Genomic DNA, 15,132 nt, shown 5'->3' with positions numbered 1-15,132 from the left:
CCGGAAACCGGTTGACAGTAGCTGAAACCTCACCCTATAATTAACTCACATAATTGTAATAACAACGACATGACCGCAAATGCTGGGAACGGGAAGAGTAGGTCCTTGTGCCTGCCTATAAGAGAGGAAAGGTCAGCGGCTGAGAGCCTTTCCAGGTTAGGATGGACTGAAGTGCGCCCGGGAGCAGGTGGGCTGAATCGAAAGCAAAAGGACTCACGAAGTAAGTCCACCCGGTTAGGCACCGTTAGAGCTATCGAGGAGGGACACGAATGTGTCCAAACAGAGTGGAACCGCGGGCTTGCCGTCTCTGTACGGCAGGCTTTTTTATTTAGGTTCTGAGGGGGTTGGTAAATATGGGTTGGTTCAGTACTTTGAAAAGAGACATTGAGGTGGTGTTCGAGAGGGATCCGGTTGCTCGAAGCGTGCTGGAGGTTGTACTATGTTATCCTGGGTTTCATGCCATTGTCTTCCACCGCATAGCGCATTATTTTTATTGTCACCGGTTTTTCTTGATAGCAAGGTTGATTTCTCACATCAGCCGGTTCCTTACGGGCATCGAAATCCACCCGGGGGCTCGTATTGGTAGAGGATTTTTTATCGATCATGGCAGCGGAGTCGTTATAGGTGAAACGACGGAGATAGGGGATAACGTCACGATTTACCAGGGAGTAACCCTGGGAGGCACTGGAAAACAGAAAGGAAAGCGTCATCCCACGATAGGAAACAACGTGGTCATAAGTGCGGGAGCCAAGGTTTTAGGTTCGTTTACTGTGGGCGACAATTCGAAAATCGGAGCAGGGTCGGTTGTTTTAAAGAGCGTTCCTCCGAATTCTACAGTCGTGGGGGTCCCGGGGCGATTGGTTATCAGGGACGGGGCTAAGGTAGAGGATGGTCGGGTTGAAGTGGACCTAGAACACCACTTATTGCCTGACCCCATAGCCGATACCTTGGCGGCTTTGCAGGAGAAGATACAGGAATTAGAGACCAAGATTGAGATGTTCGAAAGGAAGGATAGACGTGATACAGGTTTACAACACCTTAAGCAGAAGAAAGGAAAGACTAAATACGCTTGAACCGAACAAGGTCAAGATGTACGTGTGCGGGCCTACCACTTACAACTACATTCACCTGGGGAATGCTCGGCCGTTAGTTGTTTTTGACATTATAAGAAGGTATTTACAATATAAAGGATACGAGGTTACGTATGTCCAGAACTTCACCGATGTCGATGACAAGATAATCCAGCGGAGTCAAGAAGAAGGGAAATCGGCAGCCGAAGTGGCCGGAAAATACATCGACGAATACTTTCGAGATGCAGATGCTCTTGGAGTAAAAAGAGCTGACTACCATCCCCGGGTAAGCGACCATATCCCCGATATTATAAGAGTTATCGAAACCCTGGTTGAGAAAGGTTACGCTTACAGAATAGGTGGAGATGTGTATTACCGGGTAAGAGCGTTTGAACGTTACGGGCAGCTTTCGGGGCGTTCGTTGGAGGAGATGTTGGCTGGGGCCAGGGTGGAAGTGGACGAACGTAAAGAGGATCCTATGGATTTTGCTCTGTGGAAGGAGGCGAAGCCGGGTGAACCTGCTTGGGAAAGCCCCTGGGGACCGGGACGACCAGGTTGGCACATCGAATGCTCGGTTATGGCCATGAAGTACCTGGGGGAAACCTTGGATATTCACGGCGGGGGAGCGGACTTGGTTTTCCCCCACCATGAAAACGAGATTGCACAAAGCGAGGCGTACAGCGGACGGCCATTTGTGCGCTACTGGCTACACAACGGATTTATAACCGTGAACAAGGAGAAGATGTCGAAGTCTCTCGGAAACTTCTTTATTCTGAGAGAAATACTCAGCCAGTATCCAGCCGAAGTGGTAAGGTTTTACTTAGGGTCCACCCACTACCGGAGCCCGCTCGACTTCGACAATACGAAACTGGAAGAAGCTGGCCGGGCCTTAGCTAGGCTTAACAACACGCTCCGTCGGCTGAACGAAGTGGTGAAAAATGAAGAAGTGGAAGCGAATGATGAGACTAGAGATGCAGACAAGGGTTTTGTATCTCGCCTGCATGAGTTGAAAGAGAAGTTTGAAGTGGCCATGGACGATGATTTTAACACGGCTCAGGCGATAGGGTATCTTTTTGATATGGCCCGTGAGATCAACGCTTACCTTGATTTCTGGGAAGGAGAAGGAAGCTCAAAGGCGCCGGCTGCGATTAAGGAAGCTTATCGAGTATTCACGTTGTTGGGAGGGAATATCTTAGGTTTTTTGAGCGAAGACTTCGAGCATAAAGGGCATGGAATATCGGATAAAGTCATTGAGATATTGTTTGAGATGAAGGAAGAGGCGCTGGAGTCAGGGAGTTTAGAGAGGGTCGAACGCATTCTAAGTTGTTTGCAATCGGCGGGAATAGAGATTGAAGACACGTTTAGCGGCAGTACCTGGAGAGCAAACCGACCGGTGAATGTGTCTGATTTGATAGAGCCTTTGCTCAGCTGGCGGTCGGAGGCCAGAAGGAACAAGGACTTCACCACCGCCGATGTTATCCGAGACAACCTCAAGAAAATAGGAGTCGTCGTTGAAGACACCAGAGAAGGGGCAAGATGGAGAATTGAAGCTACTGGAAAGATTTGAAGGCGAACGGGTTAATCAAATGTCACCGGTTCTTTTGGCTTATGTCGGTGATGCGGTGTATGAGCTTTATGTGAGGACCCAGCTGTTGGCGAAAGGCAACCGACCGGTGGGCGAGGTTCATAGAGATGCGGTTAGCCTGGTCAGGGCTTCTACTCAGGCCAGGCTGCTGAAGGAGATCAGTCCTCAGTTGAGTGAAGAGGAAAAAGACGTTATAAGGCGAGCCAGGAACAACAAAAGACTTACACCCCCTCGCAATGTCGATATTTCTGACTACCGATTGAGTACGGGGTTAGAAGCTCTTTTTGGCTATCTCTACTTGAAAGGGGAAGAAGAAAAGCTTAACAAGTACATGAGCCTGGTATTGTCGGAGTTTGAAAAATTGGAGGTACCGGCGATCTAGGCCGGTTTACAGAGAAAATTTTCTTATATAGGACCGCAGCGGTTGTAGAAGTTGTAGAATAAGAAGCAACTAATATCATCTGCCCCGAAAATAGCCACTGATAAACACAGATTTTAACAGATGTTCACAGATGATTATAAAATTGGCATATAGATGTCCGCGTTGTTGGCAAGCGTGTCGGTATTTTCATTCTGTAGTGGTGACACCGGAAGGTGTCGTGAGGGTCTGCCCCGAAAATAGAGTCGAAGGGGGAGTGTTAGCCGGGCGAGCGACGTATGACGAGCTCCGGCACTCAACCCGACGGCTCAATGATAGAACGACGCTCGCTACTACCGTTGAGTGCCGGACAACACACGGCGAAACTGAGGGCTGCGAAGCGGAGCGAGAAACAGGAGGTTTCGAGCAGCGAGGGACTGAGTTCCGGCACTCAGGATGAGTGTAGCTTGGAAGCCCTTTCCGTAAGCAGCGATTTCCCGGAGCATGCCATTCCCTGAGTGCCGGACGAATCCCGAGCGGTCCGCTTCGCACCGAAGAGAGCCGATGTGTTGCAGGCGAGGAGTCTTGGAGCGAGCTGGCTAACACTCCTCCATAGCCGCATTTTCATTCTCTAGTGGTAACACCGATAGGTGTCGTGAGGGTCTATGTAAGGAACAGGAGGCCTTGATTAGATGGAGACCAGGCTCAAGGTCAGGCTGCTTCAGCACACTTATGAACCGGAGAAGCTTGTAGCTGTGGCTGCCAAGCTGTGCTACTCCCCATCGGGGATAGACGGGATAATGGAAGGATTAGACAGCAAGACAACGAGCGATTTTTTAAACATGCTGACGGAATTGGGGCATGAAAGTCCTATTGAACATGCTACCTTTACTTTTGGGATTGAGGGTGTAAGCCGGAGTCTTTTGGCCCAAATAACACGGCATCGAATAGCAAGCTACAGCGTAAAATCGCAGCGGTGGGTAAGAGAGGATCAGTTTGATTATGTGATTCCGCCTGAGATACAGGCGATCCCCGCAGCCAAAGATATTTTCGAGAAGGCGATGCAGGAGGATCAGGCCTACTACCGTGCCCTGACCGAAATCCTTTTTGAACGGCATTTTAAAAAGTTGCTTGAGGAAGGAAAAGACGAAAAGGTAGCGAAGCGGGAGGCAGAGAAACAAGCAATCGAGGATGCCCGCTATGTTTTGCCCAATGCTTGCGAAACCAAGCTTATAGTCACGATGAACGCCAGGAGCTTGTTCAATTTCTTCCGCCAGCGTTGCTGTAATCGGGCTCAATGGGAGATAAGAAGACTGGCAGAAGAGATGTTGAGACTGGTGAGACAGGTAGCCCCTACTCTTTTTGCCAAAGCCGGACCCGGGTGCTACATGTTGGGGAAATGCCCCGAAGGGAAGATGAGCTGCGGCAAGAGCAAGGAAATTCAAGAGAAATATAGGAATTTAACAGGGGTGCCAATTGAACGAGCAGATTGAAGGGATAAACTGGGTCAGCGAGGCTTTGAAGGCCGGTCGTCAGATTCATAGGATTTACGTGGATGATTCCAGGAAGGATCGCAGGGTGGAGTCAATACTGGCCCATGCTCACAAACGGGGGATTCCGGTCGAAAGCGTCGGCAAGAATCAATTGAGGAGCATGTCGGCTTCAGGTTCACCGCAGGGAGTCGTTGCCCTTGCCTCTCCTTATCATTACTGGCCTATCGAAGACATCTTGGAATTTACCCAAAGTCGGGGCGAACAGCCATTTCTCATACTGCTGGATGGGGTGGAGGATCCGCAAAACTTAGGAGCCATCATACGGACAGCTGAGTGTGCGGGGGTTCATGGCATAGTGCTGCCTCTCCACCATTCGGTGAAGGTTACGCCGGCAGTAGGAAGGGCTTCGGCTGGTGCAGTAGAACACATGAAGATAGCGTTGGTTACTAATCTGGTTCGGGCTATAGAGGAACTAAAACAAGGTGGCTTGTGGATAGTAGGAGCAGACGCGATGGCCAACCACACCTATTTTGAGGTTTCATTGGCAGCACCTTTGGCGCTGGTTTTTGGCGGCGAGGGCAGGGGCATCAGGCGGTTGGTGAGAGAACACTGCGACATCCTTGTAAGCATCCCTATGTTTGGCCAGCTTAATTCTCTTAATGTTTCAACAGCTTGTGCTCTGGTTACCTTCGAAGTGTTGCGTCAGAGGTACCAGGATGGCGGAGTAAAGGGATGAGAAAAACAGTACTTCTTGTAGACGGGTACAGCATCATCAATTCTTGGCCGGAACTGTCGAGGCTGAAAAGCGACAATTTACAGAGGGCTCGGGAGAAGTTGGTGGAATTGATGATCAACTACGCCGGTTTCACAGGCCGGCAGGTTGTCATCGTTTTCGATGCTCATCAGGTGAAAGGGGCTGTCGGTAGCAGGGAAACGTTTAACGGGGTTGAGGTTCTGTTTTCCCGAGAAGGTGAGACCGCGGACGAAGTTATAGAGAGATTGGTTGGGGACTACGCGGCTGAAGAGGAACAGGAGGTCTACGTGGCGACCTCGGATTGGACCGAACAGAGGATAGTCTTTGGAAAAGGAGCTTACAGGGTTTCCGCCAGGGAACTGTATCACGAGGTAGAAGAAACCTTGCTCAAACTCAAGGAATGGGAAAAACCGGAATCCATATCCGACAGGCTTTTAGTAAACCGGTTGAGCGAGAAGGTCAGGAAGCTGCTGGATATCAGGCGTAAGCGATGACCAGAGCGGGCGTGGTAGCTCGACGGGTGGGGAGGCGATGATATTAATTTAGGGCGTGTGTACAGCAAAGTGACCTACCGGTTCGGCAGGCAGGACGTACCATAGCTTGACTTAAGAAATTTAATGGCTATATAATTAAATTGCTTGTATATGTCCGGGTTTCTCGAGCTTTATAAAACTGAATAGATACCAAAGTCTGGGGGCGGTTAGATGAGCTTACTTGCCTACAAGAGGTGCGACGTAGCTTATGACGATCTATCCGATGAAGAAATAGTGGAACTTGCCCAGGAAGGCGAGCAGTTGGCTACTGAGTACTTGGTGGACAAGTATAAGAACTTCGTCAGGGCCAAGGCTAGGTCGTATTTTCTCATCGGAGCGGACAAGGAAGACATCATCCAGGAGGGGATGATCGGACTATTCAAGGCTATTCGAGATTATAAAGGTGATAAGCTTACCTCTTTTAGGGCTTTCGCAGAACTGTGTATAACCAGGCAGATTATCACTGCTATAAAGACCGCTACGCGGCAGAAGCACATTCCGCTCAATTCATACGTTTCATTGAACAAACCTATCTATGACGATGAATCGGATCGGACTTTGATGGATATCCTGGCAACTACTCGCATAACTAACCCGGAAGATATCGTAATAAGTAGGGAAGAATTTGTCTGTATCGAACAGAAGATGGGAGAAATACTGAGTTCGCTTGAATGGAAGGTCTTGATGGCCTACTTGGAAGGCAAGTCGTATCAAGAGATCGCCCTGGATCTCAAGCGGCACGTTAAGTCTATAGATAACGCTTTGCAGAGGGTTAAACGGAAATTAGAAAAGTTTTTGGAAGACAGAGAAGAAATGGAATCCTGAAAAATGCGGCGAGTTATATTCTTGACTAACCGAAAGAATGCCGTATAATATAAATGCTGAGCCGAGCTAGCTCAATGGTAGAGCAGCTGATTTGTAATCAGCAGGTTGCGGGTTCGAGTCCTGTGCTCGGCTCCAACCAGCAAAAAATGGAGGGATACCCAAGCGGCCAAAGGGGGCAGACTGTAAATCTGTTGGCACAGCCTTCGCTGGTTCGAATCCAGCTCCCTCCACCATTTGTTACAACCGAGTACTGCGCGGTTCGGAGAAAGATCAAATAAATCTTGAGATGGTCTAGCCATTGAGGCGGTCTCATCAACGTCGCGGGGTGGAGCAGCAGGTAGCTCGTCGGGCTCATAACCCGAAGGTTGCTGGTTCAAATCCAGCCCCCGCAACCAACGTGCCCATATAGCTCAGGAGGCAGAGCGTATCCTTGGTAAGGATAAGGTCACCGGTTCGAATCCGGTTATGGGCTCCATTTCATGTCTACGAATAGAGTCGTGGCGGTGTAGCTCAGCTGGCTAGAGCATGCGGTTCATACCCGCAGTGTCCGGGGTTCGAGTCCCTGCACCGCTACCAAAGCAATCAGGGAAGTGGGATAACTCACTTCCTTTATTTTATATCGTCGCTTGGTCATGACTTACTTGATCGACGTGTTCCGTGGGATGGACCGGTAAGGTGATTGATGGCTGAGAGTTTAGACGGTTGTCGGGTCAAGGTTGACAGTGATTTTGGCTTATGCTACAGTAGGATAGGCAATTTGCGATTAGGGGGTGCAGTAATGCGCGTAGGAATAACCTTAGCCTGCAGTCAGTGCAAACAACGCAACTATGTCACTACCAAGGATAAGAGAAAACATCCGGAGAAGATGGAGATACGAAAGTATTGCAGGTTCTGTAATACCCATACCCTACACAAAGAGACGAAGTAGGGCAGGTATCTCGCGGTAACAGTAAATAATTGAAGGTGTGAATACATGGTGGCTGGAGTGAAGAAGCAAGAGCAGTCCTCTCTCATGGTTCGCTGGGGGTACGTAAGGGATTACCTTAGGGGGGTTTATAACGAGCTGAAAAAGGTCCATTGGCCGAACCGTAACCAGTTAGTGGCTTACACGGCAGTGGTTTTGATCTCAGTGGCTTTGGTGGCAGTAATCATATGGGCCTTTGATTTCTTATTATCGTATTTGTTGGAACTGCTTTTTAACGCTGTTCAGTAGGAGTGGTGGAGGAGGTGTCCCTTATATCCTTGGACGAGGAAAAGGAATCTAGGAATGTTGAGGTAGGGACAGACAATCCGGAAAGGCGCTGGTATGTAGTACATACCTATTCCGGTTACGAGAACAAGGTCAAGGCGAACCTCGAGAAGAGAGTAGCTTCGATGAACATGGAAAACCAGATTTTCCAGGTATTGATTCCGGAAGAGGACGAGGTCGAATACAAAGGCGGGCAGAAGAAAGTCACTAAGAAGCGCATCTTTCCGGGGTACGTTTTGGTTGAAATGATAATGACTGACGATTCTTGGGTCACGGTCAGGCATACTCCAGGAGTCACTGGATTTGTAGGCAGCGGGACCAAGCCTATTCCTTTGCAGCCGCACGAGGTTCAAAAGATACTTAAGCACATGGGCATGTTGGAAACCAAGCCTAAAATCGATGTTGAAGTAGGGGAATACGTGCGGGTTAAAAGCGGTCCGTTTGAAAACTTCGAAGGCATGGTTAAGGAGATTCTGGCTGATCGGGGGAAGCTGAGGGTAAACATTTCGATGTTTGGCCGTGAGACCCCGGTGGAGTTAGATTACGAGCAGGTAGAGAAACTGTGACTTCCAGTAATTAGTATTGTGATTAGTTTTGATTCGAGGAGGTGTAGAGATGGCAAGAAAGGTTATAGGAATAGTCAAACTACAGATTCCGGCCGGGAAAGCTACGCCGGCTCCCCCTGTTGGTCCAGCTTTGGGTCAGTACGGCGTTAACATAATGGCTTTCTGCAAGGATTACAATGCTAGGACGGCCAACCAGACCGGGTTTATCATTCCGGTAGAGATTACGGTTTATGATGACCGTTCTTTTACGTTCGTCCTGAAGTCACCCCCGGCCTCGGATCTTCTGAAAAAGGCAGCTGGCATTGAGAAGGGTTCTGGGGTACCTAACCGAAACAAGGTAGCGAAGATAAGCCGGGCCAAAGTCAGAGAGATCGCCGAGCAGAAGATGCAGGACCTAAATGCCTGTGACTTGGAGGCCGCGATGAGGATGATTGAGGGAACAGCCCGTAGCATGGGAATCACCATCGAATAAGAAACCAGTGGGAGGACGTAAGTCCGAGACTACCACAAGGAGGTTTGTCCGCAATGAAGAGAGGAAAGAAGTATTTGGAAGCTCTAAAGAAAATCGATCGCAATCGGCTTTATGAGCCAGGTGAAGCCCTGCAGCTGGTTAAGGAGCTGGCTAGTGCCAAGTTCGACGAGACGGTGGAGCTGTCGGTTAGGCTGGGGGTTGATCCTCGCCACGCTGATCAGCAAGTTCGGGGTACAGTTGGACTTCCGCACGGCACCGGAAAGACGAGGAGGGTATTGGTGTTTGCCAAAGGCGAAAAGGTGAAGGAAGCGGAAGAAGCAGGAGCCGATGTAGTGGGAGGAGAAGAACTGGCGGAGAAAATACGAGGAGGGTGGCTTGACTTTGACGTGGCCGTGGCTACTCCTGACATGATGGGGGTAGTTGGTAAGCTGGGTAAGATTCTCGGCCCTCGCGGGCTTATGCCGAATCCGAAGTCAGGTACGGTCACCTTTGACATAGCCCGGACTGTTAAGGAACTCAAGGCCGGGAGAATCGAATTCAGGGTGGATAAGACAGCTATCGTTCACGGTCCTATTGGTAAGGTCTCTTTCGATCTTGATAAACTGGAAGAAAACTTCGGTGCGTTTGTAGAAGCACTGATCAAGGCCAAACCGCCGGCTGCTAAAGGACAGTATTTGCGCTCCATAGCTGTTTCATCGACCATGGGCCCTGGCATTAAGATAAATCCTGTCAGTGTTATGCAAAAGGCCAGGTAACTTTCTCGAAGTTTTTGATTTGTGTAAATCCGAACTAATTTGTGTCCATCGATGGTTATTAATCTGCCACGAAAACATGCCACAGATGGACACAGACCCGGCACTCAGCCAAGTTCTAAATTCTTAGCAACTGTCCTTTTGCATGCGAAACAGCATGGTGCTACAAACTCAGCTAACTGAGTGCCGGGCGGATGAACACAGATGGTCTTATGACCGAAAATCTTTCATCATTATTAAAACGACCAGGTTTTTATTCTCCAGCGGTGACACCTGGAGGTGTCATGGGGGTCTGCATCTCATTCCTGTAACAGGGCACAATTAAATACCTGATTGACCGTAGACAGTGGGTGGCTTTTGGAGCCTTAATAGTTTGGCCCACCGAGGTCAGAGGAAAATAGGTTCAAACAGCCGGTAACCTCTGCGTCTTGGTGTCTGCGGAGGTTTTGTTTTTTTGTATGCACAGGCAAAAGGGGGTGAAAGTCGAATGCCAGATATCGAAGCCAAGAGACAGGTAGTTGACGATCTCAAGAACAGGTTTTCCAGGTCAACAGTGGCCATATTCACTGACTATCGCGGGTTAACAGTGGCTGAGATGACTGAACTACGGAACCGCCTAAGAAAAGCCGGCGTAGAGCTGAAGGTAGTCAAAAACACATTGGCCAGATTTGCTCTGCGGGAATGTGGTCTGGAAGAAGTCGAGCCTCACCTAGAGGGGCCAAACGCGGTAGTTTTCGGGTACGAGGATCCGGTCGAGCCGGCCAAAATCGTCAACGATTTCATCAAGGAGTTTAAGAAATTAGAGGTCAAAGCCGGTATACTGGACCGTAGGGTCATCAAGGTAAAGGACATCGAGTCACTAGCTGCTCTGCCTCCCAAGGAGGTTATCATCGCCATGGTTCTAGGCGGACTTCAAGGCCCGGTACGTGGCCTGGTTTATGTATTGAACGCCAATTTGTCCGGGTTGGCTCGGGCAATAAACGCTATCAAGGAGAAAAGAGAAGCATCGTAAGCTTAATGAATTATTAGCATAGGAGGATGAGAAAATGAGTAGGGTGCAAGAGGTAATTGAAATTATTAAGAACATGACGGTTCTGGAGCTTTCTGAGTTGGTGAAAGCTTTGGAAGAAGAGTTCGGAGTAAGTGCGGCTGCTCCAGTAGCGGTAGCAGCGGGCCCTGCAGTTGCGGCTGCTCCGGCGGAAGCGGAAGAGGAGCAGACTGAATTCGACGTGATACTTACCAGTTCCGGCGACAAAAAGGTTAATGTAATCAAGGTTGTGCGCGAACTAACCGGACTAGGGTTGAAAGAATCCAAGGCTCTAGTAGACGAAGCTCCGAAGCCGATAAAGGAAAAGGTTTCAAAGGAGGAAGCAGAAGCCATCAAAGCTAAAATTGAGGAAGCCGGAGGAACGGTTGAGATCAAGTAGATATTAAAGGACTGACGGCGCCAAGATTAAGAAGTACCGTAGAATTGCTAGCCAGACCCCCATAACACCAAGGTGTGATGGGGGTCTGTGTCAATGAATGGCTTGTATTAGGAACCAGTTAGAATCCGGTCACAGCTAGGGTTTTTGGGAATGCTTTTTGTTAGATTCTTTCTGGAGGGATCGAATTGACGGGTAAGTATCTTATTTTTATTGGACTGTGCTTGGTAGGGGCATTGTTGTTTACTGTGCTTTTTTTCCTCAAACAACTGCGAAAAACGGAGCGTCTGATTGAAGAATTGGAGTCAGGTGAACTGGAGGAAGAAGAGGAGAAAGAGAACATCAATTCTTTAGATTACTAGATGTTGGTATCTTCGCTTTGCCCGTCGAGTTTCTGCAACTTTGTTGTTTAGAAATCTTGACTCCAGGTGGTACATATGGTAACATTAACAATTGCCATTCGTAGGAGTTTACGGCAAGTTTCTGTATGTGCTTTTCTGTATGTGCTAAGGAATGGAAAGCAGCTAAAGCAGCTAATACACGGAACAGGTTCGAAGAAGCGAGGTTAGTTTACAGACCTTGCTTTTAACTCTTTTAGGAATACACGACGAGGGGTGAAGTCCGTAAATGGAAAGGGTAGTGAAATACGGCCGCCGCGAACGCGTCAGTTATTCATCTATCCAGGAGGTCATGGAACTCCCTGATCTGATTGAGGTCCAGAAAAAATCATACCAGTGGTTCTTGGAGACGGGGTTGCGGGAGGCTTTGCAAGAGGTCTTCCCTATAGAGGATTTCACCGGTAATTTACAACTTGATTTCATCGACTACACTCTTGGCGAGCCCAAATACGAAGTGCAGGAATGCAAAGAAAGGGACGTAAGTTATCAGGCGCCCTTGAAGCTCCGGGTACGGTTAACCGACAAAGAGAACGGCGAAATCAGGGAATCCGAAGTGTATATGGGAGATCTTCCCATTATGACAGACAAAGGAACGTTCATCATTAACGGGGCTGAAAGAGTTGTCGTCAGCCAACTCGTCAAGTCTCCTGGCGTGTATTTCAACGACCGGGTGGATATCACCGGAAAAACGTTGTACGGGGCAACCATTATTCCTAACCGCGGGGCCTGGTTTGAGTTGGAGATGGACAGCTCCGGAGCGGTCTACACCAGGATTGATAAGACGCGGAAGATACCGGTTACTGTGCTTCTGCGGGCATTGGGGTATCCCACCAACGAAGATATACTGGCTTTGTTTAACAACGACGAGACAATAGTCAAGACTTTGGAAAAAGACACTACCACTAACCGGGAAGAAGCCTTGATCGAGTTCTATCGCCGGCTGCGACCGGGCGAATTGGCTACGGTCGACGGTGCCGAACAGCTGCTCCACAATCTTTTCTTTGATCCACGTCGCTATGACTTGGCCGCCGTAGGGAGGTACAAGATCAACAAGAAGCTAAATCTTGATACTCCGGACGACGTTAGGTGTCTGCAGCCGCGGGATATCATCGCCACCATCGGCTACTTGCTGGGATTAGTTCGGGGCGAAGGCAAAACCGACATTATCGACCATTTAGGGAACAGGCGTTTACGGTCGGTAGGGGAACTTCTTCAGAACCAGTTTCGGACTGGACTAGTCCGCATGGAAAGAGTAGTCAAGGAAAGGATGTCAATTCACGACGTCGAGGCGCTTACTCCGCAGGTTCTCATCAATATCAGACCGATCACCGCAGTAGTCAAAGAATTCTTTGGCAGTTCACAGTTATCCCAATTCATGGATCAGACTAATCCTTTGGCCGAGCTCACCCACAAGCGAAGGCTCAGCGCATTGGGGCCAGGAGGTCTGACCAGGGAAAGGGCCGGTTTCCAGGTTAGAGACGTGCACCATTCTCACTATGGCCGGATTTGTCCGATCGAGACTCCTGAAGGCCCGAATATAGGCTTGATCGGATCTTTATCCACTTATGCCCGGGTCAACCGCTTCGGTTTCATTGAGACGCCTTACCGGAAAGTGGATAAGGAAAACCGCAGGGTGACCAATGAAATACATTACTTGTCTGCCAGCGAGGAAGAAGAATACGTTATCGCTCAAGCCAACTCCCCGGTTGATGCTGACGGGTACTTTCTGACCGACAGAGTCATCGCTCGTTATGGTTCTGAGATCATAGAAGTTGGAGTGGAGCGAGTAGATTACATGGACGTTTCTCCTAAACAGGTGTTCAGCGTTGCCACCTCCCTCATTCCTTTCTTGGAACACGATGACGCCAACAGGGCTTTGATGGGGGCTAACATGCAAAGGCAGGCAGTACCTCTTATCCGTACCGAAGCTCCCATAGTGGGTGCCGGATTGGAGTACAGAGCGGCCAAGGACTCGGGAGCGGTGGTGATCGCCAAAAAAGGAGGCGTGGTTAAGAAGGTATCGGCCAATTTCATACAGATATTGAATGACGATGGAGAAATCGATACCTACCATCTTCTCAAGTTTGTCCGTTCTAACCACGGTACCTGTATCAACCAACGGCCCATAGTGGTAGCAGGGCAGAGGGTTGAAGCGGATGAAATAATCGCCGATGGTCCGGCAACAGACCAGGGCGAACTGGCCTTGGGACGAAATGTAATGGTAGCGTTTATGCCCTGGGAAGGCTACAATTTCGAGGATGCTATCCTGATATCGGAAAAACTGGTCATGGAAGATGTCTTTACCTCTATCCACATTGAAGAGTACGAGTGTGAAGCCCGGGATACTAAGCTAGGTCCGGAAGAGATAACCCGCGACATACCGAATGTGTCTGAGGATATGTTGAAAAACCTGGATGAAAGAGGCGTTATCCGGGTGGGAGCAGAGGTAAGGGCGGATGATATTCTGGTAGGAAAAGTCACTCCTAAAGGAGAGACTGAGCTGACTCCGGAAGAGAGATTACTTCGGGCCATTTTCGGGGAAAAAGCGCGCGAAGTCAGAGATTCCTCTTTGCGGGTGCCGCACGGGGAGTCTGGCAAAGTAGTCGATGTCAAGGTTTTTTCGCGTGAAGCTGGGGACGAATTGGCGCCGGGAGTGAATCAACTGGTCAGGGTGTATGTAGCTCAAAAGCGGAAGATATCTGAAGGCGATAAGATGGCAGGGCGTCACGGTAACAAAGGCGTTATTTCTCGGATACTGCCTGTAGAAGACATGCCTTACCTGCCTGACGGGACCCCGGTGGAGATAGTGCTCAATCCTTTGGGTGTGCCTTCGCGTATGAACATCGGGCAGGTGCTCGAGTGTCACCTGGGATTGGTGGCCAAGACCTTGGGCTTTAACGTAGCCAGCCCCGTATTTGATGGGGCCACGGAGGAGCTTATTTTCAAGAAACTTGCGGAGGCCGGTTTGCCCCCAGATGGAAAGATCCAGCTTTATGATGGAAGAACAGGGGAACCGTTTGACAACAAGGTTACGGTTGGTTACGTCTACATGATGAAGCTGGCTCACCTGGTCGATGACAAGATCCACGCCCGATCAATCGGTCCGTATTCTTTGGTTACCCAGCAACCTCTGGGTGGAAAAGCCCAGTTTGGGGGACAGCGTTTCGGAGAGATGGAGGTGTGGGCCCTGGAAGCTTACGGGGCGTCCTACACTTTGCAGGAGATACTTACTGTAAAATCAGACGATGTGGTTGGGCGTCTAAAGACGTACGAATCTATCGTCAAAGGCGAGAATATTCCAGAGCCAGGGGTTCCAGAATCGTTTAAGGTTTTGATAAAAGAACTTCAGAGCTTGTGTTTAGATGTCCGCATACTCTCAGAAGAAGACCGGGAGATAGAGATTCAGGAGTCTGACCATAACCTGAGTGAAGAGGAAAGGGCCAGGGATCTCGGTTTCGATATTCCTGCTTTGGCAAGACCGAAGCGGCAAGAGGTGGAAAAGGCGGAATTGGATCAGGACGAACAAGACGAAGACGACATTTTTGTTGACACGGAAGCAGATGGCTACCAGGAAGACGGTGATTACGGAGACGGTGATTACTTGGATGAAGACCTTCCAGAGCATGATGACGATTTCGATTTAGATTAGGTGG

At 49.3% G+C, this 15,132-nt stretch carries 16 protein-coding genes, 5 tRNA genes and 2 other annotated features; all 21 genes read left to right on the top strand.

The genetic code is table 11. The features are described 5' to 3' along the window. Positions 1-75 precede the first annotated feature (75 nt). Positions 76-312 (top strand) — a binding site (T-box leader). 41 nt (positions 313-353) lie between these two features. Continuing rightward, on the top strand, positions 354-1,073 hold the full coding sequence (cysE, locus tag SLIP_RS11220) for a serine O-acetyltransferase (RefSeq protein WP_013176403.1): 720 nt from the start codon (positions 354-356) through the stop codon (positions 1,071-1,073). Further along, positions 1,021-2,637: a cysteine--tRNA ligase gene (cysS, locus tag SLIP_RS11215; protein ID WP_041433694.1), complete on the top strand. Its 1,617-nt coding sequence runs from the start codon at positions 1,021-1,023 to the stop codon at positions 2,635-2,637. The genes cysE and cysS overlap by 53 nt, the downstream gene beginning before the upstream one ends. After that, positions 2,615-3,037: a Mini-ribonuclease 3 gene (locus SLIP_RS11210; protein ID WP_041433062.1), complete on the top strand. Its 423-nt coding sequence runs from the start codon at positions 2,615-2,617 to the stop codon at positions 3,035-3,037. The genes cysS and SLIP_RS11210 overlap by 23 nt, the downstream gene beginning before the upstream one ends. Before the next feature lie 668 nt (positions 3,038-3,705). Then, entirely contained in the window at positions 3,706-4,506 is an 801-nt protein-coding gene (gene thyX / locus SLIP_RS11200) for an FAD-dependent thymidylate synthase (RefSeq protein WP_013176400.1), read from the top strand. Beyond that, positions 4,490-5,242, top strand: a complete 753-nt coding sequence (gene rlmB, locus SLIP_RS11195; RefSeq protein ID WP_013176399.1) for a 23S rRNA (guanosine(2251)-2'-O)-methyltransferase RlmB — start codon at positions 4,490-4,492, stop codon at positions 5,240-5,242. Before thyX ends, rlmB begins: the two co-directional genes overlap by 17 nt. Further along, positions 5,239-5,754: an NYN domain-containing protein gene (locus SLIP_RS11190; RefSeq protein WP_013176398.1), complete on the top strand. Its 516-nt coding sequence runs from the start codon at positions 5,239-5,241 to the stop codon at positions 5,752-5,754. Before rlmB ends, SLIP_RS11190 begins: the two co-directional genes overlap by 4 nt. Positions 5,755-5,964: 210 nt before the next feature. Then, entirely contained in the window at positions 5,965-6,618 is a 654-nt protein-coding gene (gene sigH / locus SLIP_RS11185; RefSeq protein ID WP_013176397.1) for an RNA polymerase sporulation sigma factor SigH, read from the top strand. 60 nt (positions 6,619-6,678) lie between these two features. Next, a tRNA-Thr gene (locus tag SLIP_RS11180) sits at positions 6,679-6,753 on the top strand. Positions 6,754-6,766: 13 nt separating this feature from the next. Continuing rightward, positions 6,767-6,851: transfer RNA gene (locus SLIP_RS11175), tRNA-Tyr, on the top strand. A gap of 86 nt (positions 6,852-6,937) precedes the next feature. Continuing rightward, positions 6,938-7,013, top strand: a tRNA-Met gene (locus SLIP_RS11170). A gap of 4 nt (positions 7,014-7,017) precedes the next feature. Further along, positions 7,018-7,093 (top strand) — tRNA-Thr (locus SLIP_RS11165). A gap of 24 nt (positions 7,094-7,117) precedes the next feature. Further along, positions 7,118-7,194: transfer RNA gene (locus SLIP_RS11160), tRNA-Met, on the top strand. A gap of 202 nt (positions 7,195-7,396) precedes the next feature. Next, entirely contained in the window at positions 7,397-7,546 is a 150-nt protein-coding gene (gene rpmG, locus SLIP_RS11155) for a 50S ribosomal protein L33 (protein WP_041433057.1), read from the top strand. Between the two features lie 45 nt (positions 7,547-7,591). Beyond that, complete coding sequence (gene secE / locus SLIP_RS11150; RefSeq protein WP_041433055.1) at positions 7,592-7,831, top strand: preprotein translocase subunit SecE; 240 nt, start codon at positions 7,592-7,594, stop codon at positions 7,829-7,831. A 23-nt stretch (positions 7,832-7,854) separates the two neighbouring features. Then, positions 7,855-8,433, top strand: coding sequence for a transcription termination/antitermination protein NusG (nusG, locus tag SLIP_RS11145; RefSeq protein ID WP_423218590.1), 579 nt, complete (start codon positions 7,855-7,857; stop codon positions 8,431-8,433). Between the two features lie 49 nt (positions 8,434-8,482). Then, positions 8,483-8,905 (top strand): 50S ribosomal protein L11, encoded by a 423-nt coding sequence (gene rplK / locus SLIP_RS11140; protein WP_013176393.1) that lies wholly within the window; start codon positions 8,483-8,485, stop codon positions 8,903-8,905. A 53-nt stretch (positions 8,906-8,958) separates the two neighbouring features. After that, a complete protein-coding gene (gene rplA / locus SLIP_RS11135) occupies positions 8,959-9,660 on the top strand; it encodes a 50S ribosomal protein L1 (RefSeq protein WP_013176392.1) in 702 nt (233 codons plus the stop codon). A gap of 316 nt (positions 9,661-9,976) precedes the next feature. Then, positions 9,977-10,116: a sequence feature (ribosomal protein L10 leader region), on the top strand. A 28-nt stretch (positions 10,117-10,144) separates the two neighbouring features. Next, positions 10,145-10,669 carry a 50S ribosomal protein L10 gene (rplJ, locus tag SLIP_RS11130; protein ID WP_013176391.1) on the top strand — a complete coding sequence of 175 codons (525 nt, stop codon included), beginning with the start codon at positions 10,145-10,147 and terminating at the stop codon, positions 10,667-10,669. A gap of 34 nt (positions 10,670-10,703) precedes the next feature. Further along, entirely contained in the window at positions 10,704-11,084 is a 381-nt protein-coding gene (gene rplL / locus SLIP_RS11125) for a 50S ribosomal protein L7/L12 (RefSeq protein WP_013176390.1), read from the top strand. Positions 11,085-11,269: 185 nt separating this feature from the next. After that, positions 11,270-11,443, top strand: a complete 174-nt coding sequence (locus tag SLIP_RS12820; protein WP_013176389.1) for a hypothetical protein — start codon at positions 11,270-11,272, stop codon at positions 11,441-11,443. Positions 11,444-11,708: 265 nt separating this feature from the next. Then, a complete protein-coding gene (rpoB, locus tag SLIP_RS11120; protein WP_013176388.1) occupies positions 11,709-15,128 on the top strand; it encodes a DNA-directed RNA polymerase subunit beta in 3,420 nt (1,139 codons plus the stop codon). Positions 15,129-15,132: the final 4 nt, after the last annotated feature.

The sequence above is a fragment of the Syntrophothermus lipocalidus DSM 12680 genome, from assembly GCF_000092405.1.
GTDB classification, from domain to species: Bacteria; Bacillota; Syntrophomonadia; order Syntrophomonadales; family Syntrophothermaceae; genus Syntrophothermus; species Syntrophothermus lipocalidus.
The sequence above is the reverse complement of the archived record's forward strand: the minus strand, read 5'-3'. Positions and strand labels throughout refer to the sequence as shown.

Excerpts from the sequence above, each read along its gene's own strand:
- secE (WP_041433055.1), top strand. The coding sequence starts at position 7,592 with ATGGTGGCTGGAGTGAAGAAGCAAGAGCAGTCCTCTCTCATGGTTCGC.
- cysE (WP_013176403.1), top strand. The coding sequence starts at position 354 with ATGGGTTGGTTCAGTACTTTGAAAAGAGACATTGAGGTGGTGTTCGAG.
- rplA (WP_013176392.1), top strand. The coding sequence starts at position 8,959 with ATGAAGAGAGGAAAGAAGTATTTGGAAGCTCTAAAGAAAATCGATCGC.
- SLIP_RS11190 (WP_013176398.1), top strand. The coding sequence starts at position 5,239 with ATGAGAAAAACAGTACTTCTTGTAGACGGGTACAGCATCATCAATTCT.
- rpoB (WP_013176388.1), top strand. The coding sequence starts at position 11,709 with ATGGAAAGGGTAGTGAAATACGGCCGCCGCGAACGCGTCAGTTATTCA.
- sigH (WP_013176397.1), top strand. The coding sequence starts at position 5,965 with ATGAGCTTACTTGCCTACAAGAGGTGCGACGTAGCTTATGACGATCTA.
- rplK (WP_013176393.1), top strand. The coding sequence starts at position 8,483 with ATGGCAAGAAAGGTTATAGGAATAGTCAAACTACAGATTCCGGCCGGG.
- rplJ (WP_013176391.1), top strand. The coding sequence starts at position 10,145 with ATGCCAGATATCGAAGCCAAGAGACAGGTAGTTGACGATCTCAAGAAC.
- rplL (WP_013176390.1), top strand. The coding sequence starts at position 10,704 with ATGAGTAGGGTGCAAGAGGTAATTGAAATTATTAAGAACATGACGGTT.
- thyX (WP_013176400.1), top strand. The coding sequence starts at position 3,706 with ATGGAGACCAGGCTCAAGGTCAGGCTGCTTCAGCACACTTATGAACCG.
- rpmG (WP_041433057.1), top strand. The coding sequence starts at position 7,397 with ATGCGCGTAGGAATAACCTTAGCCTGCAGTCAGTGCAAACAACGCAAC.